The sequence below is a fragment of the Anaerotruncus sp. genome (assembly GCF_057433415.1).
Genome location: NZ_DBMDHH010000034.1, coordinates 1 through 23,631, shown reverse-complemented (window position 1 = coordinate 23,631; position 23,631 = coordinate 1). Strand labels below are relative to the sequence as shown.

General features: G+C 65.3%; 23 protein-coding genes. 1 reads left to right on the top strand and 22 read right to left on the bottom strand.

Annotated elements, in window-relative coordinates; genetic code table 11:
* The 9 genes from ACZO3G_RS10050 to ACZO3G_RS10010 all read right to left on the bottom strand — a co-directional run bounded on the left by ACZO3G_RS10050 (window position 1) and on the right by ACZO3G_RS10010 (window position 8,835).
* Complete coding sequence (locus tag ACZO3G_RS10050) at window positions 1–240, bottom strand: acyl carrier protein (protein ID WP_101547996.1); 240 nt, start codon at window positions 238–240, stop codon at window positions 1–3.
* A gap of 56 nt (window positions 241–296) precedes the next feature.
* Complete coding sequence (locus ACZO3G_RS10045; RefSeq protein ID WP_121587203.1) at window positions 297–1,592, bottom strand: acetyl-CoA hydrolase/transferase family protein; 1,296 nt, start codon at window positions 1,590–1,592, stop codon at window positions 297–299.
* Window positions 1,593–1,600: 8 nt separating this feature from the next.
* Window positions 1,601–1,870, bottom strand: coding sequence for a SelT/SelW/SelH family protein (locus ACZO3G_RS10040; RefSeq protein WP_101547991.1), 270 nt, complete (start codon window positions 1,868–1,870; stop codon window positions 1,601–1,603).
* Complete coding sequence (locus ACZO3G_RS10035) at window positions 1,867–2,157, bottom strand: NifU family protein (protein ID WP_101547987.1); 291 nt, start codon at window positions 2,155–2,157, stop codon at window positions 1,867–1,869. The genes ACZO3G_RS10040 and ACZO3G_RS10035 overlap by 4 nt, the downstream gene beginning before the upstream one ends.
* Before the next feature lie 28 nt (window positions 2,158–2,185).
* A complete protein-coding gene (locus tag ACZO3G_RS10030) occupies window positions 2,186–3,637 on the bottom strand; it encodes a 4-hydroxyphenylacetate 3-hydroxylase family protein (RefSeq protein WP_101547983.1) in 1,452 nt (483 codons plus the stop codon).
* A gap of 28 nt (window positions 3,638–3,665) precedes the next feature.
* A complete protein-coding gene (locus tag ACZO3G_RS10025) occupies window positions 3,666–4,781 on the bottom strand; it encodes a 4-hydroxybutyrate dehydrogenase (RefSeq protein ID WP_101547979.1) in 1,116 nt (371 codons plus the stop codon).
* Window positions 4,782–4,897: 116 nt separating this feature from the next.
* A complete protein-coding gene (locus ACZO3G_RS10020) occupies window positions 4,898–6,379 on the bottom strand; it encodes a hypothetical protein (protein ID WP_199724035.1) in 1,482 nt (493 codons plus the stop codon).
* Between the two features lie 401 nt (window positions 6,380–6,780).
* Window positions 6,781–8,199 carry a sigma-54 interaction domain-containing protein gene (locus ACZO3G_RS10015; protein WP_276872095.1) on the bottom strand — a complete coding sequence of 473 codons (1,419 nt, stop codon included), beginning with the start codon at window positions 8,197–8,199 and terminating at the stop codon, window positions 6,781–6,783.
* Between the two features lie 21 nt (window positions 8,200–8,220).
* Window positions 8,221–8,835 (bottom strand): hypothetical protein, encoded by a 615-nt coding sequence (locus tag ACZO3G_RS10010; protein WP_276872097.1) that lies wholly within the window; start codon window positions 8,833–8,835, stop codon window positions 8,221–8,223.
* 134 nt (window positions 8,836–8,969) lie between these two features.
* On the opposite strand from ACZO3G_RS10010, the gene ACZO3G_RS10005 reads away from it, so the two are divergent.
* Complete coding sequence (locus tag ACZO3G_RS10005) at window positions 8,970–9,611, top strand: hypothetical protein (protein ID WP_276872101.1); 642 nt, start codon at window positions 8,970–8,972, stop codon at window positions 9,609–9,611.
* Window positions 9,612–9,671: 60 nt separating this feature from the next.
* Here the strand turns inward: ACZO3G_RS10005 and ACZO3G_RS10000 are convergent, their stop codons facing one another.
* From ACZO3G_RS10000 to ACZO3G_RS09940, 13 genes are all read right to left on the bottom strand, one after another.
* Window positions 9,672–9,968, bottom strand: a complete 297-nt coding sequence (locus ACZO3G_RS10000) for a hypothetical protein (protein WP_101547971.1) — start codon at window positions 9,966–9,968, stop codon at window positions 9,672–9,674.
* Between the two features lie 214 nt (window positions 9,969–10,182).
* The gene (locus ACZO3G_RS09995) at window positions 10,183–10,932 is read right to left on the bottom strand and encodes a 5-formyltetrahydrofolate cyclo-ligase (RefSeq protein WP_276872105.1); all 750 of its coding nucleotides are present in this window, start codon (window positions 10,930–10,932) and stop codon (window positions 10,183–10,185) included.
* A gap of 12 nt (window positions 10,933–10,944) precedes the next feature.
* Window positions 10,945–11,970: an ADP-ribosylglycohydrolase family protein gene (locus ACZO3G_RS09990; protein WP_101547968.1), complete on the bottom strand. Its 1,026-nt coding sequence runs from the start codon at window positions 11,968–11,970 to the stop codon at window positions 10,945–10,947.
* An 18-nt stretch (window positions 11,971–11,988) separates the two neighbouring features.
* Window positions 11,989–12,921, bottom strand: coding sequence for a carbohydrate kinase family protein (locus ACZO3G_RS09985; protein WP_121587208.1), 933 nt, complete (start codon window positions 12,919–12,921; stop codon window positions 11,989–11,991).
* A 19-nt stretch (window positions 12,922–12,940) separates the two neighbouring features.
* Window positions 12,941–13,726, bottom strand: coding sequence for a BtpA/SgcQ family protein (locus ACZO3G_RS09980; protein WP_276872108.1), 786 nt, complete (start codon window positions 13,724–13,726; stop codon window positions 12,941–12,943).
* The gene (locus tag ACZO3G_RS09975; protein WP_172439100.1) at window positions 13,726–14,712 is read right to left on the bottom strand and encodes an IF-2B domain-containing protein; all 987 of its coding nucleotides are present in this window, start codon (window positions 14,710–14,712) and stop codon (window positions 13,726–13,728) included. Before ACZO3G_RS09975 ends, ACZO3G_RS09980 begins: the two co-directional genes overlap by 1 nt.
* Window positions 14,713–14,737: 25 nt before the next feature.
* Entirely contained in the window at window positions 14,738–15,646 is a 909-nt protein-coding gene (locus ACZO3G_RS09970; protein ID WP_101547959.1) for an ABC transporter permease, read from the bottom strand.
* Window positions 15,646–16,746: an ABC transporter permease gene (locus ACZO3G_RS09965; protein ID WP_121587211.1), complete on the bottom strand. Its 1,101-nt coding sequence runs from the start codon at window positions 16,744–16,746 to the stop codon at window positions 15,646–15,648. Before ACZO3G_RS09965 ends, ACZO3G_RS09970 begins: the two co-directional genes overlap by 1 nt.
* Window positions 16,718–18,271: an ABC transporter ATP-binding protein gene (locus tag ACZO3G_RS09960; protein ID WP_101547955.1), complete on the bottom strand. Its 1,554-nt coding sequence runs from the start codon at window positions 18,269–18,271 to the stop codon at window positions 16,718–16,720. Before ACZO3G_RS09960 ends, ACZO3G_RS09965 begins: the two co-directional genes overlap by 29 nt.
* A 60-nt stretch (window positions 18,272–18,331) precedes the next feature.
* Window positions 18,332–19,360, bottom strand: a complete 1,029-nt coding sequence (locus ACZO3G_RS09955) for a BMP family ABC transporter substrate-binding protein (protein ID WP_172439099.1) — start codon at window positions 19,358–19,360, stop codon at window positions 18,332–18,334.
* A 64-nt stretch (window positions 19,361–19,424) separates the two neighbouring features.
* Complete coding sequence (locus ACZO3G_RS09950; RefSeq protein WP_277138544.1) at window positions 19,425–21,023, bottom strand: GntR family transcriptional regulator; 1,599 nt, start codon at window positions 21,021–21,023, stop codon at window positions 19,425–19,427.
* A 218-nt stretch (window positions 21,024–21,241) separates the two neighbouring features.
* The gene (locus ACZO3G_RS09945) at window positions 21,242–22,060 is read right to left on the bottom strand and encodes a YdcF family protein (RefSeq protein WP_276874724.1); all 819 of its coding nucleotides are present in this window, start codon (window positions 22,058–22,060) and stop codon (window positions 21,242–21,244) included.
* 11 nt (window positions 22,061–22,071) lie between these two features.
* Window positions 22,072–23,400 (bottom strand): hypothetical protein, encoded by a 1,329-nt coding sequence (locus ACZO3G_RS09940; RefSeq protein WP_147437553.1) that lies wholly within the window; start codon window positions 23,398–23,400, stop codon window positions 22,072–22,074.
* Between the last annotated feature and the right edge of the window lie 231 nt (window positions 23,401–23,631).

Below are 23,631 nucleotides of genomic sequence, written 5' to 3'. Positions count from 1 at the left end.
TCAGAATGTGACGCCGTATTTCCCCAGAATCTCCTTGCCCCGCTCGTAGGTGTTGAGCGCCATTACGTCGGGGGAGGAGATCGAGATGTCGAACGCCTCCTCGAGCCGGACGACCAGGTCCATATGCCCGACCGAATCCCAGTTCTCGTTACGCCGGTAGACGAGCGATTCGCCCAGCTCCTCTTTTTTGACGCCGAGCGCCTGCACAAAGGCCCGGTCGTATTTCTCCAGATTGGTCATGGGTGTTTGCCTCCCCTTTTAAAAAAGCCCGTATGGCCTGCATACGGGCTTTTTTCTCAGAATTTGCAGTGGAACCGGCGTTCGTACTCCTCGATGAGCTCCGGCCGCGCGTCGGGATGTGCCACCCCGATCAGCTCGCGGGCCCGCTCCCGCAGGGTCTTGCGCTTGAGCTGCGCGATGCCCTGCTCGGTGACGACATAGTCCACGTCGTACCGCGAGGTCGTGACCGCCGCGCCGTGGTCGATGAAGGAGACCACCTTGGACACGCCGCCCTTGGCGGTCGAGGGCATCGCCATGATCGTGCGGCCGCCCCGGGACATGTTCGCGCCGCGCACGAAGTCCACCTGGCCGCCGACGCCCGAGATCTGCTTGAGGCCCACCGAGGTGGAGACTACCTGCCCCATCAGGTCCACCTGCACGCAGGAGTTAATCGAGACGAGGTTGTCGTTCTGGCAGATGACGCGCGGGTCGTTGACGTAGTCGACCGGCAGCATCTCGACCTCGGGGTTGTTGTCCACGTAGTCGTAGAGGCGCCGGGTGCCCATCAGGAAGGTGGCGACGCTGCGGCCCCTGTGGATGTTCTTGCATTTATTGGTGATGACGCCCGCCTCGACGAGCTCGACCACGCCGTCGGAGAACATCTCCGAGTGGATGCCGAGGTCGTTTTTCTCCTTGAGGAAGAGCAGCACCGCGTCGGGGATCGCGCCGATGCCGAGCTGGAGGCAGTCGCCGTCCCGCACGAGGGAGGCCACGTTCTCGCCGATCGCGCGCTCCACGTCGGTGATCTTCGGCGGAGCCAGCTCGATGACGGGGGTGTCCGCCTCGATGATGCAGTCGATGTCCTTCACGTGGATGAAGCTGTCGCCCAGCGTGCGGGGCATGTTCCGGTTGATCTGCGCGATCACGAGGTCGGCGCACTCGGCCGCGGGCTTGGTGTAGTCGACCGAGATGCCGTAGCTGCAATAGCCGTGCTCATCCGGCGGGGAGAGCTGGAGCAGGACGACGTTCGGGTGCAGGCGGGTGCGGAAGAGGTCGGGGATCTCGGAGAAGAAGACCGGGGTGAAGTCCCCCCTGCCCTCCGCGATCGCCTTGCGGGTGGTGCCGCCGAGGAAAAGGCTGTTGTGCCGGAAATTCCCTGCATATTCGGGCTGGCAGTACTCCGCCTTGCCCATGGCCACCATGTGGACGATCTCCACATCGCGGTAGGCCGCCGCGTTTCTCACCATCGCGTCGGAGAGGAGGGTCGACTCGCCCGTCGCGTGGGTCACGACGACACGATCGCCCGATTTGATCCGCTTCACCGCCTCGTCCGCCGTGGTGAGCTTCTGCCTGTAAAGTTCCTTCCAATCCATGGTGTGTGTCACTCCTTATCACTCTGCGCCGCGAGCAGCGGGCGCAGGAGCCTGTCATAGTCGGCGGGGCTCGTCAGCACGACGGCGCCCAGCCGCGCGGTAAGCCCGGCGCGTGACGCGCACGCGGCCGGGCACCCGCAGATGATCGCGGCCACGTCCGCCGGTTCCTCCGCGCGGACGATCCGCACGCCGGGGAAATCGGCGCGCAGCCGCTCTGCCAATTCGGTTCGTTCGTAGCGCGGGTTGCAGCCCCCGCAGTATTTCACCGCGACGGTCATCCGTGCCTGCGCGCCAGCAGCTCCCGCGCCTCGGCCAGAAGCCCGTCGCTCACGCCGCCCAGAAGCAGCACCTGGCTGACCTCCGGGACCTGGGCGCGCACCTCCTCCGCCACGAGCATCTGCGCCGTCAGCGACGCCGAGGGGCAGCCGGCGCACTGCCCGATGAGGCGCACGCGCAGCACGCCCTCCCCGTCGCAGTCCACCAGCTCGATGTCCCCCTGGTGCAGCGCCAATTGCGGGCGCACCCGTTCGTCAAGGACCCGTTCGATCCTGTTTACAAGCTCCATACGCCGTTCCCCCAGCATGACCGGTCCATTATTCGGTGATATGGGCGATCTTCTTCGCCAGCTTCTTCTTCATCGCGAGGTTGCCCTGGCGCGAAATCATGATGCGCTGCGCCTGCGGCGAGCCCGCGCCGTGCATCGACTCGGTGCGGTAGCCGACGGCCGCCGTGCCGAGCGAGAGGTTCTCGATGAGCCGCAGGATGCGCAGGCGGTTCTCGGTCGAAACGTCCGCCACGCCGCGCAGGTATTTGTCCACATAGGGTCCGAGCTTACCGTCGCGGAAGTCCGCCTCGCTGGGCGCGGTGACCATGAGCCCGCCCGCGATGTCCTCCGCCAGCCGCACGATCTCATAGGGGAAGCGGGTGACGTTCTGCTTGCAGACGTTGGCGAGCAGCAGGTCGATGATATAGTTGCCGCTCTCGGTCGGGTGGCCCTCGGCCGAGCAGGCGATGCCGCAGCAGTAGAGGGTCTCGTTGAGGTGGGTCATCTCGATGAGCTTATCCTTGATGTGGCTGGCGCGCGCCGCGCCGTTGTAGTCGGCCGCGACCGCCGCCGCGCCGATGAGCACGTCGCCCACGCCGACCTTGCAGCCGCCGTAGCTCTGGCGGTGGTAGCCCGCGAACCGCTCGACGAGCATGCCCGCGTACTCCGCCTCGCCGCACATGAAGATGCGGTCGTTGGGGACGAAGACGTTGTCGAACACGACGAGCGCCTCGACGCCGCCGAACTCGGCGTTGCCGACGTCCATCTCGCTGCCCTCCCGCTTACGGGTGTCGCAGCTCTGGCGGCCGATGACCATGAAGATGCCCTTGGTGTCCACCGGCACCGCGAAGGAAACCGCGTAGTCGCTGTCGTCCGGGCCCATCGAGCAGGTCGGCATGACGATGACTTCGTGGGAGTTGATGATGCCCGTCTGGTGGGCCTTGGCGCCGCGCACGACGATGCCGTCCGGACGGCGCTCGACGATGTGCAGGTACATGTCGGGATCGGCCTGCGCGTGCGGCGCAAGCCCGCGGTCGCCCTTCGGGTCGGTCATCGCGCCGTCCACCGTCAGGTCGTTCTCCTGGCAGTAGAACATGAAGTTCTTGAAGTTCTCGAAATAGTGGGTGCCGTACTTCTGGTCCATCTCATAGGTGGTGGAGTACTCGGCGTTGAACGCGTCCATACCCACGCAGCGCTGGAAGCAGGCCGCGGTCTGCTGGCCGAGCAGACGCTGCATCTTGACCTTCTTGATGAGGTCCTCGGTGCTGCGGTGGATGTGGGTGAAGCGGTTGATGCGCTTGCCCGTCTCGGGGGATACCGCCGTCATGATGTCCTCATACTCGGGCATCTGCGCAAGATCGTAGGTCATGCGCACCGAGTTGAGGGAGGGGCGCAGGATGGGGTCGTCCACCGGATTCTCCACCCGTTTGCCGAACATGTAGATCTCCATATTGAGTTTGCGGATACTCTCGATATATTCTTCGCCCGTCATGAGTGCCATTGCCCTAGTTCCTCCCTTTTTTCAAAGCTCAATAAAGCTCCCCGTAAATTTTGCGAACCCGTTCCGCGTCGAGCGGCACGAAGTTGTTGCCCATCAGGCGGCCCTGCGTGGTCATGACCGCTTCGGTGAAGGTGTCGAGGTCCTGCACCGTCACGCCGTACTCATGCAGCGCCTTCTTGGGCAGCACCTGGTTTAAGAGCTCCTCGAGCTTGTCGTACACCTCGCCCACGCCGCAGCCGAGCAGATCCGCCAGGTAGCCGTTCATCACCGCGATCTCGCCGTCCTGCTTGATCTCCATGTAGTTTTTCAGCACGCCGGTGAACATCGCGTAGTTGCTCTCGCCGTGGGGGACGTGGTAGGTGCCGCCGAGCGGATAGCTCATCGCGTGCACCGCGGCGCAGCCGGCGGTCCCGAACGCGAGGCCCGCGTAGTTGGAGGCGATCAGGAAGTCCTCCATCAGGCCGCCGAGGACCTCGCGGCCCTCCTTCACCAGCTTCTGGTAGCTGCGGATGATCATCTCGATCGCCTTGTAGCCGAAGAGCTTGGTGTAGGCGGTCGCCTTGGGCGACAGGCTCGACTCGACCGCGTGCACGAGCGCGTCGATCGAGCTGGTGGCGAACACGCCGAACGGCAGGCTGCTCAGGAGCTCGGGCACAAGCACCGCCGCGTCCGCGAACATCTTCTCGCTCGCCAGGCCCATCTTGGTGCCGATGCGGGTGCGGTTGATGATCGAAATATTGGTGACCTCGCTGCCCGTGCCGCAGGTCGTCGGGACGATGACCAGCTCATGGCGCTTTTCGAGGTTCGCGACGTTGTCGTACAGCGCGTCGACGGGGCCGCCGTCCGAAACCGCCAGCACCTTCGCGATGTCGATGACCGTGCCGCCGCCGATCGCGATGATCCGCTTGCAGCCCGTCTTCACCGCGTCCGCCGCGATCGCGTCGACCATGACGTCGGTCGGCTCGCCGGCGCCGTATTTTTCCTGGAAGATCGTATGTACCGGCAGGTTCAGCTTCCCGAAGTAGGGGTTGAAGATGTACTCGTTCGTGAGCACGAGGTCGTTTTCGCCCAGCTTGAACGCCTCCGCGAATTCCGCGCAGCTTGCGAACTTGTGCAGCTCCGGTTTCACGATAATCAATTTCATACTTGTGCGCTCCTTTTCCATTTTACGGATAACGAGGGAAAACAGAGCCGATCTTTTCAGTTCAGCCCTGTTTTCCCGTGTGGCCGACGAAAGATGCGGTATCCCGTTAAGGGATGTTACGCCGCCGTAGCCTTTCTGTTTTTGAAGCGGACGACCGACTCGCTGCCTTCGACGACAGCCCAGACGATGATGCCGACGAGAAGCGCCTGCGCGGGGGTGAAGAAGGTCAGCGCCGCGGCGATGACGCAGGCGATGCCGCGCTCGTTGGCGGTGGTGGCCATACGCATGCCGATGTTGCCGCAGGCGAAGCACTGGACCGCCATCGTGATGCCGAAGAAGATGGCGAACGCCGGCTTGATGAGGGTGACGAGCGGCAGGATCATAACCGCGATCACAGTGGACGCGCGGAAGGTGCAGACGCCGCCCCAGTATGTACGCATGGTCTTGTAGCCGCGTTTGTAGCGCTCGGTGATGGTCAGCAGGCCGGAAGCCCACAGCGGGCCGCACATCGGGACCCAGGGGGCGAACACGGACATGATGCCGTTACGCAGGAAGCTGACGAGGTTGGAACGGCCGGCGTCGAAGATGACGATTTCGTCCGGACGGGCCGCCGTGGCCTCCGCGACGACCTCTTTCGCGAGGACGAAGTCGGAGAACGCGATGATGTAGGTGGTCAGCGCCGACGGGATCGCCGCGAGGAAGAAGCTCATCTCGGGGAAGCCGATTCCGAAGATGGTGAAGTGCTCCATCACGAAGCCGAAGCTGAGCGGGGTGAGTCCCCACTGGATCTGGGGCATCGGAATTTCACGCAGCAGGATGGGCGCCAGGATGATCGCGAAGAGCTGTGCCGGGACGACGCCCTGGTTACGAACCAGCCTCCAGAAGTTCGAGGTCCTTGCCTTGCGCTCGAAGGAGGGGTTGAACAGGAACAGGTAGGACAGCAGGCAGGCGATCGCGACCGTCCAGGGGGCTGCGGGCATACGGGCCTGGAAGACGTTGACGCCCGCCGTGATGCCGGCGCCGAGCACGATGCCCGCTTTGATGGACATCGGGACGCATTCCACCAGTTTCCGGCCGATGCCGGTCGCGCCCATGATCAGGAAGCAGAGGGCGACAAGCATTTGCAGCGCAATCATTGCCTTAATTCGATCGACGTTGCCGGTGGCGTAGTCGGGGATGCTCCACTGCTCGAGGAACTTCAGCGTCAGCGGAAGCGCCGGGGTGATCCAGCCGGGGACCACGGGGTCGCCCAGCAGGGAGGGCAGGTAGTAGCAGACCGCGTTGAGAACGCCGAAGGTCAGCGCCATCAGGAACGCGCCGTTCTCGGTGAGGCCCAGGGCGGCGATGTTCGCCGGCTCGTTGAGGCCGAAGGTGGTCATCGTGGTGGTGACGCCCGCGCCCAGGCAGGCGACGCCGAGGAACATGGCGGCGGCACACTCGGTCCACTGCCACTCGTGGTGGATCAGGGGAATACGGATTTTGAACGGGCCAAACTTGATTCCGGGCTGTTCCTCACCATAGCCGCGTTTTTTAAGCGGGAACTTTTCGGTCATGAAGCCCTCTGGGACAACGTTGGTCTTCTCGGTTGTCTCGGTCACTGACAATCTCCTCCTTTTGTCTCTTTCGGGTCGCCGCCGGGCCGGTGCGCGCGTTTCCGGCCCCGGGCGCCCAACAATGGACACAAAACAGCCTCGCACAATCTTGCCGCTGTGCGCCTGTCTTTTCACGCTTATTATATCGGCTTTGAACCCGAAAGTAAATAAAAAAAGTCCTGTTTATGAAAAGATTGTGAATGTTGTTTTATTTTTAACACGTCATTTTATGCATTTTTGTTGTGCGTTTTTAACAAATAATTGCGGCAATTATCGTCTGATATATATGAAAATCCCCCAGTCCGTTGCAGTTTCGCAACAGATTGAGGGATTTCGCCGGGGGAAACAAGCCCTATTTCCCGGAAATTTTGTTGCATAAACGCAACATCAATCAAAACTGCAACAATTTACTGCGCGTCCCGCTTGCGCCTGCGGACGAAGGTGGAGGGATCGAGCCCCAGGCTTTTGGCCGCGTCCCGGACGTTCCCGAACCGCGCGTAGGCCCGGTCGAGATAGCTGCGCTCCACCTGCCGCAGGATCGCGCGCAGGTCGACCGGCTCGGTCAATTCGGCCAGGTCCTCGTCCTCCAGCCGGATCTCGTCCGAGATCGGCAGGTCCTCCAGCTCGATCGGGTTGCGCCCGCTGAGCACGATCGTCCGTTCGACGACGTTGTGCAGCTCCCGCACGTTGCCCGGCCAGTCGTAGCTCTTGAGCCCGAGCAGCGCGGTCTGGGAGAACTTCTTCTTCATATTGTATTTTTTGTTGAGCTCCGACGCGAAGAACTGCACGAAGGGGATGATGTCCTCCCGCCGTCTGCGCAGCGGCGGCACCTCGACCGGAAGGGCGTTGAGGCAGTAGTAGAACTCCTCCTGCAGCTTCTTTTCGGCGGTCAGCTGCTCGAGGTCGTGGGAGGTCGACGCGAGCACGCGCGCGTCGACCCGGACCGGGTCGGGCGAGCCCACCCGGGTGATCGTCTTTTCGTGGATGAGGCGGCAGACCTTCATCTGGATGTCGGGGGGCAGCTCGCCCACCTCGTTCAAAAAGATCGTGCCGCCGCTGCCCGTCTCGAAGAGGCCGGGGCGCACCTCGCCGTCGCGCGCGACCCCGAAGAGCTCCTCGTTCATCGTCTCGGGTGGGATCGCCCCGCAGCTCACGGTGACGAACTTCCCCTTCTTGCGGGCGGACTTGGAGTGGATGTATTTGGCGACCGTGCTTTTGCCGACCCCGCGCTCCCCCACGATGAGCACCGTCGCGTCGAGCGGCGCGAGCTTGTCCGCCGTGCGGATCGTCGCGATCGTCGCCGCGTCGACGGCGATCAGGTCCGGGCGGCTGCCCAGCCGGCGGCGCATCGCCTCCAGCTCGTCCCGGTACTGCTTGGACTGCGCCCAGCTCTCCTCGAGCTGGCCCTTGAGGGCGTACATCTCGGTGACGTCGCGCACGTTGGTAACGACCATCACGATGTTGTTGTCCTGGTCGAAGGTCGGCGTCGAGGTGATGATCGCGCGCCGGCCCGTCTTGAAGGTCTGCTCGAGCGTCACCGAGGTGCCCGCCTCGATCGCGAGCAGGGTGCCCGAGCGGGAGATGACCCCCGTCGTCTCGAGGGTGCGCATGTCCTTGCCGAGCACCTCCTCGCGGCGCAGGCCGCTGATCGCCTCGTAGCTCTTGTTGATCATGAGGGTCACCGCGCTGCCGTCGGTGATGTAGATGCCGTCGAAGGAGGATTCGATGATCGCCTCGAGCCGGTCGCGCTCCATGAGGATGTCGCGCGGGTCGTCCCCCTCGGGGCGGTGCGATGGGATCAGATAGGTTTTTTCCCGCCGTGACAAGCCGGTCCCCTCCCCTCTGTGCTATCTGCCGCGGGCGGGGCGCTTTTTCTCCCGCTCGGCCGCCTCGCGCGCCGCGAGGTCGTAGTGCTTGCTGAGGGCGGAGAACTGCTCCCCCGCCCCGCCGGTGATCCGGCGCAGCAGGACCATGCGGTCGTCCCCCTGGTCGCGGAGGAAGCTGTCGAACGCCTGCTTGTCCGCCGCGGTGCGGATGTTTTCCAGATGCTCGCTCGCCGTCAGGAAGGTGCGCGCCTTGTGGAACAGGGCGGCGATCGGCTCGCGGAACTGGCTGTTCATCCGGCGGTGCCTGCCGCAGCGGTTCTCGATCTCGAGCATCGCGTCCATCATCTCGTCGTAGAGCTTGACCACCTTGCCGCCGCTCGCGCGCTCGATGGCCGCGCGGATCGCCTCCGGCTGCTCCCCGAGCGGGAGCGGGCGCACCGCGTCCCCCTCCCCGCGCTCGACCGCGAGTTCCGCGGCGGGCGGCCGCGCGGAGACGTGGTTGGAGATCTTTACGTAGGCGAACGCGAACCTGTCCACCGCTTCGCGCAGGCCGTGCTGCTGCTTTCTGCTGAAATAGAAGCAGAGGACGATCGCCGCGATCATGACGATATAGCCGATCCGGATGAAAATTTCCATGCTGTATCCCCTCAAATCAATTCGTCGTTGGGCCCCCGCGGGCCTGCCCGGGACTTGCGCAACCCCGGCGGGTGTGGTATGCTTTTGGAAGCAACGCGGCCGGGCCTCCCGGCCGGATAAGGAGTGGTCCTTCCATGAAAAACGTCAGCGGCACCCGTTCCCGGCCCGTCGTCTCCACCGCGCTCTTTCTCGCGGCCGTCCTGGGGCAGGTCTGGTTTTGGCGCAAACTGCTCTTCGGCGGGTCCCTCGCCGGACAGCCGCCCGTCCTCTACGTCGAGCTGGCCTTCCTGGCCGTGATCCTGGCGCTCGCCCTGCTCACCGCGCGCCCGCGCGGGCTGGGCGGGAAAAAACGCTGCGCCGCCGCGCTCGCGGGCTTTGCGCTCTACGCCGTCTTCAACGTTGTCAACATCCGGCAGTTCGCCGCCTTCAACATGACTTCCTCCGACTCGTCCTATGAGAGCCTCGGCCCCGCGCTCGTGGCGCTCAAGCTCTTCATCGTGCTGGCGGGCGTCATCGCCGCCATGCCGGTCGCGCCCGCGCCCGACGGGCGCGAATACGCCGACCGCCTCATGACCGCCGCCCAGCGCCAGAGCGCCGAGTGGGCGAAGGCGGGCGCGAAGGGCGCGCAGAAGGACCTGCAAAAGACGATCGACAGCCTGCGGGGGCAGCTCTCCGCCGAGGAGCTCGCCGCGCTCCTCAAGGACCTCCAGGGCGGCGCGAACGCCGGCGGGCCGGCGGACGCGCAGGCCTCCGCCGGGGAGCCCCCGCGGGAATAATTTTCCGCGCGGCATGATCCGCGCCGCCGTGCGGCGCGGATTTTTTGCGTCACCGCGGAGCTACCTGCCGCGTCCCTGCTCCTCCGTGCTCTTGGCGTCCCGCTCGTTGCGCCGGAAGGCGACCCCCACGCAGGCGAGCACCAGCAGGTTCGCGAGCCAGATGCCCCAGTTGTAGACCGCGACCGAGCGCACCAGGTTGACGAGCACCGTCACGATCGCCGCGATGTAGTAGATCCGGCTGAGCAGCAGGGAGGACTTCCCAGTTTTGGCCGTGATGACGAGATTCGCCGCGAACGCCAGCAGGATGAACGCCACCCCTCCGAAGACAAGGTAGAGCGCGTAATCGACCCAAGCCATTGTGTTTCCCCTTTTCCTTTGTTTGCCGCGGGCGCGCCCGCGGTTTTCCCGCGGCGTCCCGCCGCGGAATCACTTCCAGTATAAACGAAAATCCCCCCGGTGACAACCCGCTTTCCGAATCCGGCGCAAAATCCCCCGGGCAGATGGAAGGGGCGGCCGCTTTTAAGCGGCCGCCCCTTTCGATGCTGGCGCCCCGCCCGAGGAGGCGGCGGGGCTATTTGCAGTGGATTTCGCACCAGAGCTCCTGGATGGGCGGGATCTTCTCCCGCATACCGGGCGCGAGCAGGCTCCAGAGGATCCCCCTGGTGGGCTTGGGGAATTCGCTGCGGGTCTTGATGACGCGGGTGGGGGTGACGATGTAGTCGATCGCCGTGTCGTAGACGCGCACCTCGACGTCCACGTCGACGACCTGGCAGTCGTGCCCAACCGCGAAGACGGGGGTGTCAGTGTCCACGACCCCCTTGGTGTAGAACATCGCCCATTCGAGGTCGAAGTAGCCGTGCCCCTTGCCGAAGCGGATGCCGCTCGGCGTGATGGCCGACGCGCCCGTCACGAGCATGTCGATGTGCTTAATCTTTTCGGCGATCTCCCGGAGGGTGATGAACTTCCAGTACCGCTGCACGCCGTCGAGGGTGGAGGCGAGCTCCTCCTTGCCCTCGGGCACGCTGCCCGGCGCGATGAGGAAGACCCCCCGCTCGATGCCGTAGTTGGTCATGAGGATCGTCTTTTTGTCGCGGATCGCCCGCTCCCGGAAGGTCTCCAGATTGTTGTCGGGCGTGATGAAGACGACCTCGCTGTTCCTGTAAATCTCCGTCGCGCAGAGGTTCTCCGCGCAGAGATCGCTTCCCTCATAGTCCGCGATGAACTCGCTGAACTTCCAGCTGAAGCGGGAATCGGGGCGGGCCACCTTGCGCAGCTCCTCCCAGATCAGCGGGCGCGCCGCCTGCGCATCCATCTTTTCCATCCTTCCGCCTCCTCAATTCCGGGCGGCGCAGGCCGCCATCTCATGTGCGAGCGACCGCAGGTCGAAATGGTTGGCCGCCTCGATCGTGTCATAATAATAGGAGTCGTAGGCCGGCGCGCCGTTGAGCGCCCCGACGATATAGCCCGCCATCGCCGCCACCGTGTCGGTGTCGTTGCCGATGTTGACCGCCGAGAAGATCGTCTCGAGCGGGTGGCCGTTGGTGGACATGACCAGCCCGAACACGCAGGGCACCGCCTCGGAGACGTGCAGGCCCGCGCCGACCACGTCGCCCAGTTCAAGCATCGCGCGCTCATAGTCGCCGCAGTGGCGCAGGCCGATCTCCGCCGCGAGGGAGATGCGCTTTTCAACCGACGGGCCCGCCAGCTTCTTCGCGAAGCCGCGCGCCAGCCGCATCCCCTCCCGCGCGCCGTAGAGGCCCGCGTTCACGATGTCGACGGCGTTTCTGCCCTCGACCATCGCGCAGCTCACCGCGGCCGCGATCGCGCAGCCGCCCGAGATGGCCAGGTCGTTGTCGTGGGTGACGCGGATGATCGTCACCGCGTCCGCCACCGCGCGGTCGAGGTCCCCCGGATGGAGCATCCCGACCGGGCCGATCTTCATGCCCGCGCCGTTGGTCGCCTTGGCGTTGTCGCAGGCGAGGAAGCTGTAGCCCTCGGCGGGCGTCTCCCCCTTGAGGCGGGCGATGCCCGCGCGGGTGGTCGGGCCCGCGTAGTTGTCAAAGTACTCGGGGTGCTCCGACCAGGTCAGCACCGAACGCTCGGCCACCCCCCGGTCGATCTTCCCGCCGTTTTTGACGATCTCCCGCGCCGTATAGTAGGCGAGGGAAAAGTCGTCGGTGACGTAACCAGCCACGGCCCCGCGCGCGAAGGTATCCTCCGGCGCCTGGCGGAATTCCCGCACGTAGCCGCCGAATTTCTCCCTGATCAGTTCGGGGGTGCGGGTCTCGGTCGCGGCGCCCATCGCGTCTCCGATCGCGCCGCCGAGCAGCGAGCCCAAAATTCTCTCTTCCAATGTCATTTGTCGCACTCCTTCCATCTAGTCCTGATCTGAAAAACGGATACCCTGCGCGCGCAGGAGCCGTTTTGCCGCCGCTTCGTCCGCGAGCCCCGTCCGGGAGCCCACCTGCTGGATCTGAATCGCCGCGGCGGCCGTGGCGAGCCATGCGCACCGCTCGAGGGGGTATTCCCTCGCAAGGCAGGAGACGAACACCGCGTTGAAGGTGTCCCCCGCCCCGGTGGTGTCCCGCACCGGCACCCGGAACGCCGGGACCGCGAAATGCGCCTCCTTCGTGAAGACCTCGCAGCCCGCCGCGCCCCGCGTCACAACGACGATCTCGGGGCCCTGGGCGAGCATCTCCCTTGCCCCGCGCTCAAGGTCCCGGTGCCCGACGTAGCAGGCGAGGCCCTCCTCGTTGGGGAAGACGATGTAGGCGAGGGAAAGCGTCTCCGCCTTCTGCTCGGGGGTCATCCGGTCCGACTCCGGCTCGAAGTCGAGGGAGACGCGCACCCCGCGCTTTTTCGCCTCGCGCCCCACCGGCAGCACAAGGTGCGGGTAGGTGCCGATCATGTGCACGTATTTTGCCTCGGCCAGATAGTCGAAGTCCACCTCCTCCGGATAGGGGGAGATCGCCGCCGTCTGGCAGATGGACATGGATTTTTCCCCGCTCGCGTCGAGGTTGGTCACGGTGAAATAGGTGTCCTCCCCCGGCCGCACGATGCTGTGGGAAATATCCACGCCCCGTTTTTCCAGGTCCCCGAGGGTGAGCCGGCCGAAGTCGTCCTCCCCCACCGAGACGACCGCGCCGCATTTCGCGCCGAAGGCCGCCGCCGCCGAGAGGTAGTTTGCGACCATGCCGCCGGGGAACTTCCCGAGCATCTGGCCGAGCACCTTCTCATCGTGCCCGGGGATGTGGTCCACCTTGAGCATGATATCGATATCCGCGTCGCCGACGCCGATGATGTCGAACATGCCGCCGCCTCCTTTCCGTCTATGCCCGCGCCCGCTCGACCTGCTCCATGTAGCGGCGCGCGCGGTCGGGGTTCACGGGGTTGAGCAGGTCGCCGTCCTTGATCCACGCGCCCACGCACACCCCGTCGAACTGCTGGAGCAGCTCGTAGACGTTGTCGCCCGTCGACCCGCCGCCGAGGATGATGGGGGCGTCCCCCACCTTCGGGCGCGTCCGCGCGACCATCTCGAGGCTCTCCCGCGCGTTTTTGCCGCAGAGGAAGAGCCCGTCCGCGAAGCACTGGCAGACTGCGTCAAACGCCGCGTCCTCCACCGGCTTGGGGCAGATCTGCACCGCGTGCGGCTCGTAGACGTCCGCATAGACGGGCATTTTGGAGCCGAGCTTGCGCTTGAGCCGGGTGATTTTCGCGCACTGCCCCTGCAAAATGCCCGCGGAGGTGACCTCCGCGCCGACGTAGGCGTGCTCGACGCGGACGAAGTCCGCGCCCGCCGCCTCCGCCACCGCGAGGGAGGCGCAGCCGTCCCAGATCATCAGCACGCCGAGGATCTGGTCCGGGAATTCCCGCCGGATCGCGCCCGCGAGGTGGGTCATGTAGGCCACCGCCTCGATGGAGGACGCCTCCAGCACGGGGATGTCGTTAAAGTTCTGGAGGATCACGCCGTCGTAGCCGTAACGGTCGTAGACCGCGACCTCCTCTAGCAGCTTTTCGGTGATGGTGCCGATGCTCTCGCCGCCGTGGCGGAAGCTGCCCGGCAGGGCGAGCGGCTGCGCCATGCCGATGGCGATCTTCTCTTTTCCGCGGAACATCATTCGTCCTCCCCTTCGATCTTCGCGATGTACCTCAGGCTCATGCCGAACATCGCCGCCGGCGGGATGACCCCCAGCTCGGTGATGTACCCGGTGATCTCCGCCGGCCCGACGATCGCGAGGTCAGGGCAGCAGAAGTCGGTCGCCGCCCGCATCTCCTCCGGCCAGGCGGCCGCGAGGTACCGCGCGAGGTCGCGGCCGAGCTCCTTCTTGCGCCGCCCCTCGATCCCCCGCATGTTGACCTTGATCATCGCGGTCGGCACATAGAGGGGCTTGCCGAAGCGGGCGCAGAGGATGGCGACGAGGTCGGAGCCCACCGTGTTGGCGGCGCTGCCGTCGGGGAAGAAGGTCTCCGCCCCGATGAACGCCACGTCCGCCTTCCGGGTGAAGGCGGCCAGCGCCGCGTCGGGGAAAAAGACGGGGCTGTGCCCCAGCTTCAGCGCGTTCACCACGAAGGGGCGGCCCCCGTCGAGCGCGCGGCTCTCGGGGACGTAGACGGTCATCTTTTTGCCGTGCTCGGCGGCCGTCTCCATCATCGCGTTGACCGTGCTCGAATAGTCGAAGACGAGCATCGAGGAGAGGTCCTCCAGCACGTTCCAGCCGTATTCCTTGATCTTTTCGATCCAGCCGGCCGACATCGCCTCATAGTTCCCGTGCGCCTTCAGGAGGAATTCCCGCGTCCGCTCCAGCGGCTCGGACGCATAGGCGTCCAGCCCCTTCGTCATGATCCGCATGGCGGTCAAAATCGCGTGGCTCGACTCCCCGCGCAGCTCCCCGAAAAAGCCGGAGAGCTCCTTCACCCGCGCCACCAGCTCCGCCGAATCGAGCCCGCGGGCCGGGGCGTTCTCCGCCAGATCCCGGTACATCCGGCCGATCCCGTAGATGTTCGGGCTCGCGCCCAGCTTGCGGGTCAGCACGATGTCGTCAAAATGTTCCGCGCCCTCCGGGGACAGCCATTCCCGCAGGCGCTCCGCTCTGTTATCCATTCTTACCTCCGTCCGATACCGGCGCCTACGCGTCGATATCCGCATGTTTTGCTTTTTTGATGTTCGCCACGAAGAGCACCAGGATCGTCGCCGCGTAGGGCAGCGTCATGACGATCTGGGAGGGCACGCCCATGTTCTGGAACCCGATGGTCAGCGCGTCCGCGTAGGCAAAGAGCAGGCAGGAAAGCGCGACCTTCACGGGGTTTCCCTTGCCCACCATGATCGCCGCCACCGCGAGGAAACCCCGCCCGGCCGACATGTTCTCCGCGAACATCGATACACCGCACAGCGGCAGGAACGCCCCCGCGAGCCCCACGAACACCCCCGTGATGAGGGTGGCGATCCAGCGGTAGCCGAGCACGTTCACGCCCGCGGTCTGGGACGCCTTCTCGTTGATGCCGACCCCGCGCACCCGCAGGCCGAAGGGGGTCTTGTACATGACGACGGCCGCCGCCGCCACAAAGACGAGCGCGAAATAGACGAGCACGTTCTGGTGGTTGAGGACCGCGTCGAGGTAGGGCAGCCGCAGGAAGGGGATGTCCAGCGCGGGAAAGCTCTGGATGTTGTTGTCGATGAACGCCCCGCGCGTGCCGAAGACGGTCGTCAGCAGCAGCGTCGTAAAGCCCCACGCGCCGCTGTTGAGCGCGATGCTCACGACAAGTCCGTTGGAGCCGAGGTGGAAGACGAAGAACCCGAACACCGCCGAGAAGACGAGCCCCGTCAGGATCCCGGCGAGCGCCCCCACGTAGGGGCTGCGGGTGAGGTAGCTGCCGAGCGTCGCGAAGAAGGCGGCGCTGAGCATGAAGCTCTCGAGCGCGATGTTGAAGACGCCGGCGCGGTCCCCGAAGGAGCCGCCCACCGCCGCAAGGATGAGCGGGGTCGCCAGCCGGAACATGGCGGCGAGCGTCACGGTGCTGAACATGACCTGGAGCATCAGACGGCGCCCCCCTTCTGTACGGCGCGGCGCCCGAAGCGCCCGCGGAAAAAGGCATAGATCTTCTTGTAGTCGATCGTGACGAAGAGGACGAAGAGCGCCTGAATCAGCACGACCGTCAGGCGGTTGGTGTTGGTGACGCGCTCCATGTGCAGCGCGCCCGCCTTCAGGACGCCCCAGAGGATCGAGACGAAGAGCACGCCGAAGGGGCTGTTCTTCGCGATCATCGAGATCATGATGCCGTCCCAGCCGAGGTTGTTGCTGAAGCGGGAGACGAACCGCCCGTGCGAGCCGAGCACCTCCACGCCGCCGCACAGCCCCGCGACGAACCCGGAAATGAGAAAGATCGACAGGAAGGTGCGCACGACGTTGACGCCGCCCACCTTGGAAAAGCGCAGGTTTTCGCCCACCTGCCGCAGCTCGTACCCCTTGATCGTGTAGCGGTAGATGAACGCCACCACGATCACCACCGCGACCGCCACAAAGATGCCCGCGTTGGCGTAGGTGCCCTTGATGAGCACCGGCAGCTTGGCCGTCTCGTAGACGGGCGGGGTCTGTAAGGCGTTGGAGGCGGTGCTCGACGAGGCGCCAATCACCAGCACGGTGAAATACTCGGTCAGCAGGATGGCGATGTAGTTGAGCATCAGGGTGGTGATCATCTCGTCGATGCGGAAGAAGAGCTTGAGCACCGCCGGGATGAGCGCGTAGAGCAGTCCGCAGAGCCCCCCCACCAGCAGGCAGAAGAGCACGTGGACGACCGGCGGGAGCTGGACCAGAAAGCCCGCCATGGCGGCGGCGAAGCCGCCGAAATAGATCTGCCCCTCAATGCCGAGGTTGTTGACGCCCGACTTGAAGGCGACGACCGCGGCCATCCCCGTCATGACGCAGGGGATGATCCAGCGGATGGTATTCCCGATTTCGATGCGCCCGCCCAGCGCGCCCGACCAGATGGCCGACAGCGCCCGGACCGGGTCCTCCCCCTGGAAGGAGATGAGCCCCGCGCCGATCAGCATGACCGCCGCGAAGGCGAGCAGGTATTTGACGATCTCCGATTTCTTGTCCGCGAACGCCCTAAGCGCCGCGCTTGCGGCCGCTTTCATCCGCAGTCCCTCCTCCCGCCATGAGCAGGCCGATCTCCTGCTCGGTCAGTTCGCCCGCGTTCCCGCCGTCGAAGAGCTTGCCGTCGTACATGACGACGATCCGGTCGGAAAGCTCCATGACCTCGTTGAGCTCGTGGCTCACGAGCAGGATGCCGACCCCTTCGGACGCCAGCTCGATGATCTTTTTCCAGATGAACTCGATGGCGCCGATGTCGATCCCGCGGGTGGGGTCCTCGACGATCAGCAGCTTGTTTTTCTGTAAGAATTCCCGCCCGACGATCAGCTTCTGGATGTTGCCGCCCGAGAGGGTGCGCACCCTCGTCTCCAGCGTCGGGGTCTTGACGGCGAACTGCTTGACCACCTGCCCGGAAAAGGCGTCGATCTCCCTGCGGTCGAGCAGGAGCTTGCGCTTGAAGCCGTGGGCGATGTGGTAGCCCATGATGGCGTTCTGCCAGATGCTGCCCTCCACGTTCGCGCCCTCGCCCAGGCGGTCCTGCGGCACGTAGCCCACGCCGAGGCAGCGGCGCTCGCGGCAGCTTTTCGATGTGATGTCCGCGCCCTCGAAGAGCACCCGCCCCTCCTGCGCCTCGCGCAGGCCGAAGAGCGCCTCGACCAGCTCCTTCTGTCCCGAGCCGGCCACGCCCGCCACGCCGACGATCTCCCCGGCGCGCACCGCGAGGTCGACCCCCTTGACGCGCTCGTTGCCGTCGTTGTCCCGGACGTGCAGGCCCTTCACCTCGAGCACGGGGGCCGCCACCTGCTTTTCCACCTTCTGGGCGGTGAGGATGACCTCCCGGCCGACCATCAGGCTGGCGAGCGCGGCCTCGTCCACCTCGTCGGGGCGGACGTTGCCGGTGACCTCCCCGTTTTTGAGGACGGTGATGTAGTCGGAGATCTCCATGACCTCCTTGAGCTTATGGGTGATGAAGAGGACCGTCTTGCCGGTCCCCACGAGAAAGCGGATCGCGTCGAAGAGCCCCTCGATCCCCTGCGGGGTCAAAACGGAGGTCGGCTCGTCGAGGATGATGATGTCCGCGCCCTTATAGAGGACCTTGACGATCTCCACCTGCTGGAGCACCGCGACCGCGAGGCCCTTGACCTTCTCGTCGAGCGGGATGTTGAAATGGTAGGTGCGGCAGATCTCCTCGATGGCCGCGCGGGTCTTTTTGCGGTCGATGAAGATGCCGCCCCGGCGCTTTTCAAAGCCCATCATGATGTTGTCGAGCACCGTCAGGTCGGGAAAGAGCATGAACTCCTGGTAGACCATGCCGATGCCGTGGGCGCAGGCGTCCATCGGGCCCTTGAAAACAACCTTCTCGCCGTTGAGAAGGATGTCGCCGGCGTCCGCCTGGTAGATGTCGGAGATGATGTTCATCAGGGTGCTTTTGCCGGCGCCGTTCTCCCCGATGATCGCATGGACCGTCCCGCGCCGCACCTTGAGGTCGATGTTCTTATTCGCGGCGAGGGCGCCGAAATTCTTGCAGATGCCCCGCAGCTCCAATACGACTGGCTGCTCCGATTTCACTGTTCCACCTCCGGTCAGCAGCCGGGAGGGTTTCCCCTCCCGGCGATCGCCTCATTCAGACTATTTGGAGAAAACGTCCACCTTGCCCGTCTTGATGTCCTCCACGAGCTGGGAGACCTCGGTCTGGAGCTCCGCGGGGAGCTTGTCGAAGTCGCGCTGGTCGTAGACGCGGGAGTCGGTCTTGATGCCGAATTCCACGCGGCCCGCCGTGAAGTTGCCGGCGAGGAAGTCCTTGCCGGTCTTGTAGATCGCGCCGTCGATGTCCTTGAGCGCGCTCCAGAAGACGCAGGGGTCCACGTCGCCCTGCCACTCGTCGACGCCGATGCACTTGATGCCGGCCTCGCCGCACGCCTTGATGACGCCCATGCCCGACTGGTTGGCCGACTGGAAGATCACGTCCACGCCGCGGTCAATGATGATCTTGGCGGTCTCCTGGCCCTTGACGGGGTCGCTCGGGTCGCCGGTGAAAGCGGACTCCACGACGATGTCGGGGTTGGCGTATCTGGCGCCGGCGGTGTAGCCGTCGCGGAACCGGGTGATGGTCGGGTGGTCGGTGTGGCCGATCCAGCCGAGCTTGCCCGTCTCGGTGGTCTTCGCCGCGACGAAGCCCGCGATGAAGGAGGCCTCATACGGGTCCACGATGAGGTTTGCGCAGTTGGGCTCGCTGTTTTCCATCTCGCAGTCGATCAGGTAGAACTTGGTGTCGGGGAACTCGTCCGCCACGTCGAGCACGACCTCGTTGACCGTGTCGAACATTGCGTAGATCGGGTTCGCGCCGAGCTGCGCCATCGCGCGGATCTGCTCGGGGTACTCCGCCTTGTCCATCGCCTCGACCATCTTGATGTCCATGCCTTCCTCGGCCTCGAGCTTTTCAAAGCCGAGCCAGGTCAGGTCGGTGAAGGGCGCGCCCTTGGGCACCTCGGTGATCAGGCAGGTCAGCGGCTTTTTGCCGTCGTCCGCCGGCGCCGCCGCCTGCGGGGCCGCGTCTCCCGACGGGGCGGAGGCCGGGCTTCCGCCGCACGCCGCGAGGCTCACCAGGAGCGTGAGGGCCATCAACAGGGCGAATGTGGACTTCCAGATCTTTTTCATCATGTTTCCTCCCATAATCAGATGGTTTCTATCTCTTCCGCCCGTTGGGGCGGAAAACCGACTGTTAACGCGCGGCCGTTTCCTCCGCGAGCTGTTCGAGCGGGCAGCCGCTCAGGGCGTCGAGGTCCGCGAGGCAGCCCTCCGGAAAGAGCGCCAGCCCGCCGAAGAGCCCGGCCAGGCAGCCCGCCGCCGGGGCGGACGCGGAGGGGCGCTTTGCGAACACGGTGCGGCGGAGCAGCCCCGGCAGGTCGCCGCAGGCCGCCAGCCCGAAGGCGAAGGGGACCGCCTCGGCGGCGGCCGGGCCGTTCCCGATCAGCCCGGCCAGCTCCCGTTCGAGCTGGCCGGGGTCGGGCAGCCGCCCGGCGGCGGAAAGCGCGTATTCGATCCGCGCGGCCACCGAGGGAGACTCCGGCGCGCCGGATTCCGCGAGGCGCGCGGCCTCCAGGCCCGCGTGCAGGGCCTCGGCCGTCCCCGCGCCCGACGCGGCGCGGGCGCAGGCCGCCGCGATCGCGCAGCCGGCGGGCATCAGCGGCGTCCCCCGCCAGTTGTCCGGGAGGCTCCGCGCCAGTTCGGAAAGGTCGGCGCGCACCCCGGCGGAAAGCCCGGCCAGCGCGGAATAGACCACGAAGGGCATCGCCGCCTCGCCGTATTCCGCCTCCCGCTGGAGGTACGCCTCCCCCGGCGCGCGCCCGGAAAAGCGGCGCGCGGCGTAGCAGGCGGTCCGGAGCACGCCGGAGGCGCGTTCGAAGGCGGCGGGGTCCTCCCCGAGCGCGCCGTAATACCGCTTCCACGCCCCGGCGGGGTCGGCCCCCTCCGCGAGCGGGGCGCCCGGCGCATCCGCCAGCCCCCCGAGCACGGCGCCGACGAGGCAGGACAATGGCTTATCATTTATCCGTGGGGCGGTGTGCGCCGCCCGCGCGGGAAGCCGCTGCGAGTGGATGGTCGCGTAGAAGAGGTCGCTGCGGCTGTGGATGTCGACGTATTCGATGGGACCGCGGTCCCCCGCGCAGGTGACCCGGCGAATGTAGAGGACCGGCTCGTCCCGCTTCACCCCCAGCAGCTCCGCCTCGCGCTCGGGGCAGAGAATCGCCTTGAACTGCTCGGTGATATAGTCGAAGACGATCCCGGCCTCGCGGCGCAGCAGCTCGTAGAGGGAGCCCTTCTCCATGTCCGCGTGCTCAAAGTCCACGCCGGACACCTCGCTGTTGAGCAGGTAGGCGCATTCGATCGAATGGATCATGCCGTTGAGGCTGCGGACGCGCTCGATCTTGCGTAGCATCGTGCCCGGCGGCACCTTGAGGTGCCGGGAGACGGCCTCCGTGGCGGGGACGAGGCGGTTTTCGACGAGGCGGGACTCGGGGCGGGGCTGGGGCCCCTCCTCGGGCGCGTCGACCTTGGAAAAGCCCTCCACCCGCTGGTAGTCCACCGCGCGGAAGAGGTTGCCGATCACGACGGTGCCCTTCCCCTTCTGGGTCGCGACGACCCCGCGGCGGGTCAGCTCCTTGATCGCCTCCCGCACGGTGACCCGGCTCACCTGGTAGGCGCTCGCGAGCTCGAGCTGGGTGGGGATGACGTCCCCCACCTTATAGATGCCGTTGGCGATGTCGTCCGCGATTTCCAGGAAGATCTTCATGTAAGCGGATTGTCCTTTTCCCTGCTGCATCCCGTCAACCTCCCGTTCCGTCATCAATGGCTTATCATTATGAAATCATTATAGAGCCTCCCTAAATGATAAGTCAACCATGAGGACAGAATTTCAGTGCAACTGATAAAAATAGTTGTTCAAATTGTACATTCGACACAAACCGCGCCCCGCCGCCAAACCTCCCGGGCGCGCAAAAAGGCCGCCGCAGCGAAGCTGCGGCGGCCCTGGCCGGTATTTCAGTCGAGGATCAGCGCCTTGAGGTTCCCGAAGATGTCCCGCACCCAATAGGAGGGGAACAGCCCCCACGGGGTGCCCGCCGGCAGCGCCGCCGCGGTCAGCCCGTTCTTCCGGGCGTAGATGGCGGCGCGGTACTGGTGGAACCCGTCGGTCGCCACCGCGAGCGCGCGGGGCAGCCCCTCCCGCCCGATGATCTCCGCCGAGAAGGCGAGGTTCTCCTCGGTCGAGTGGGAATGGTCCTCGAGGTGGATGCGCGCGGGGTCGATCCCCCGCTCGATGAGCCATGCGGCCATGACCGCCGCCTCCGAGGTCCCGGCGCGCTCCTCATAGCCGCCCGACACCACGACCGGCGCGTCGGGGTGCGCCTCGAGGTAGCGGCGCGCCGCCTCGAGCCTGCGCGCGAGCATGAGGGAGGGTCCCTCCCGCTCCACCTGGCAACCGAGCACGAGCGCGGTGCGGGGCTCCTCCCCCGGCGGGGTGAAATAGGCCTGCCGCGCCATCGGAACGGACACGGCCGCGCCGATCAGGAAGCCCGCCGCAAGCAGGAGGGCCGCGGCGGCGCGCAGCCGCCGCCACCATGCGGCGGGTCGGGCGGCCGGGGGCCGGCGGTCCCACATCGTGTGGAAGCTGCGGACGATTTGGTTGCCGGCGTCCAGGCGGAAGGCGTCCCACAGGACGGCGAGGGCAAAGAGCAGCGCCCCGAAGCCGAGCAGCGCCAGGCAGCCGGCGTTGAGGACGCCGAAGAGAACCGGCGCGCCCCCGAAGGCGAGCGCCAGCAGCCCGGCAAACGCGCATACGGCGCGGAAGATTCGTTTCATAGAGGTCTCCTTTAGGCGGATTTTTCATTCCAGAAGATGCGCACCCCGGTGATCGTGCGGCCCTCCTTGACCATCTCGTAACGGGTGATGTACTTCATCGAGATGAAATGGGTCAGGACGATCTCGGTGTAGTCGCGGATGCGCTTTTTGCGCTTCTTGTCCGAATCGAGGTCGCCCAGCTCCCGGTAGATCGATTCAAAGAGGATCTTGTCGCGGGTGAGCTTGTTGTGCTGGTTCTTCATCCCCTCGATCCGGCTTAAGAGATAGGTCTTGAGCGGGATGGTGGTGGCGTTGTTGTTTAATGGCGCCTTGAGCAGGTCGATCGACACCGTCGTGATCTGGTTTTTCATCTTGGCGTAGCTGTGCAGCGGCGGGGTGTCGATGATCTGGTACATCTCGCTGCGCTTGCCGTTGACCACGCCGATATACTTGTTGAGCGGCAGCAGGTAGCCCTCGATCGTGAAGGAGTCCACCTCCCCCGCGCCCTCCATCCGCCGGTCGATCATATGCGCCTTGATCTCCTCGGTCAGGTCGATGTTGATCGACAGCCGCCGCATGGTGTCCAGCTTGGCCTTGATCTCCTCCATCAGCCCGTCGTCGACGGTGGGGTTCTCCTTGCCGGTCATCGCGTGGTAAAGCATCGGCACCGTAAAGCTCGAATTGCCGCTCTCGAGGATCGAGACCACCCCGTTGATGATTGATTTGTCATAGTTGGTGAGCTGGAAGTTGCCGTCGATCTTCATGTGCTCGGGGCAGTCGATCGTCACCGCCGTCTGGATCGTCAGGTTGCGGCGGCGCGCGACGGTGATCTCGTTGAATTCCCGGAGCTGGGCGAGCTTGTTGGTGATCGGGTCGATCGGCATGACGTAGTTTTTCGGCCGGATCGCCTGGATGGCGGGCGCGACCGACGCGAGCAGGGAGATCTCCTCCCCCACCTCCGGCTCGATCGACAGCAGCCCGTCGATCTCGTCGCCCGTGACCCCGCCCATGAGGATCAAAAAGCGCCGCATGTCCTCCGCCAGCCCCGCGAGGAAGGCGTAATAGTCGCTCGTCGCGGCCACGACCTCCTGCAGCGCCTCGGTCTGGTCGTCCGCGGCCGCGGACGGATCGGTCAGCCGCTCGTTGCACGCCTGCACCCGCGCGAGCCGGTCGCTGCAGGTGTTCATCTGTTCCGCGACCGCCGCGCGGCCGTATTTTTCGATGAGCTGCGGCAGCAGCTCGGAAAGCGCGCCCGTGTAATCGGCGGGCGCGGGCGTTTTGAATCCGGCGGAGGGCATCCGTATCACCTCATGACCGGGCAGCAGGATCACCCGCCGCCCGTTAAGTTCTCCCTGTATCATATCAAATTTTGCCCTGTTTGTCATCCTTTTTCACATCCCTTCACCCGTCCCGCGAAAGAATGCAAAAGTTGCAGAAAAACGCAACTCCCGGGGGGCTTTTTGAAAAAAGCCCCCCGGGGCCCCCAAAAAGCCTTGGTTCAGGCAGGGCTCGGGGGGGATTTTTGGAAAAAGCCCCCCCGAGCCCCCCCAAAAACTTTGGTTCAGGCGGGCGCGTGCCCTCACCCCCGGGTG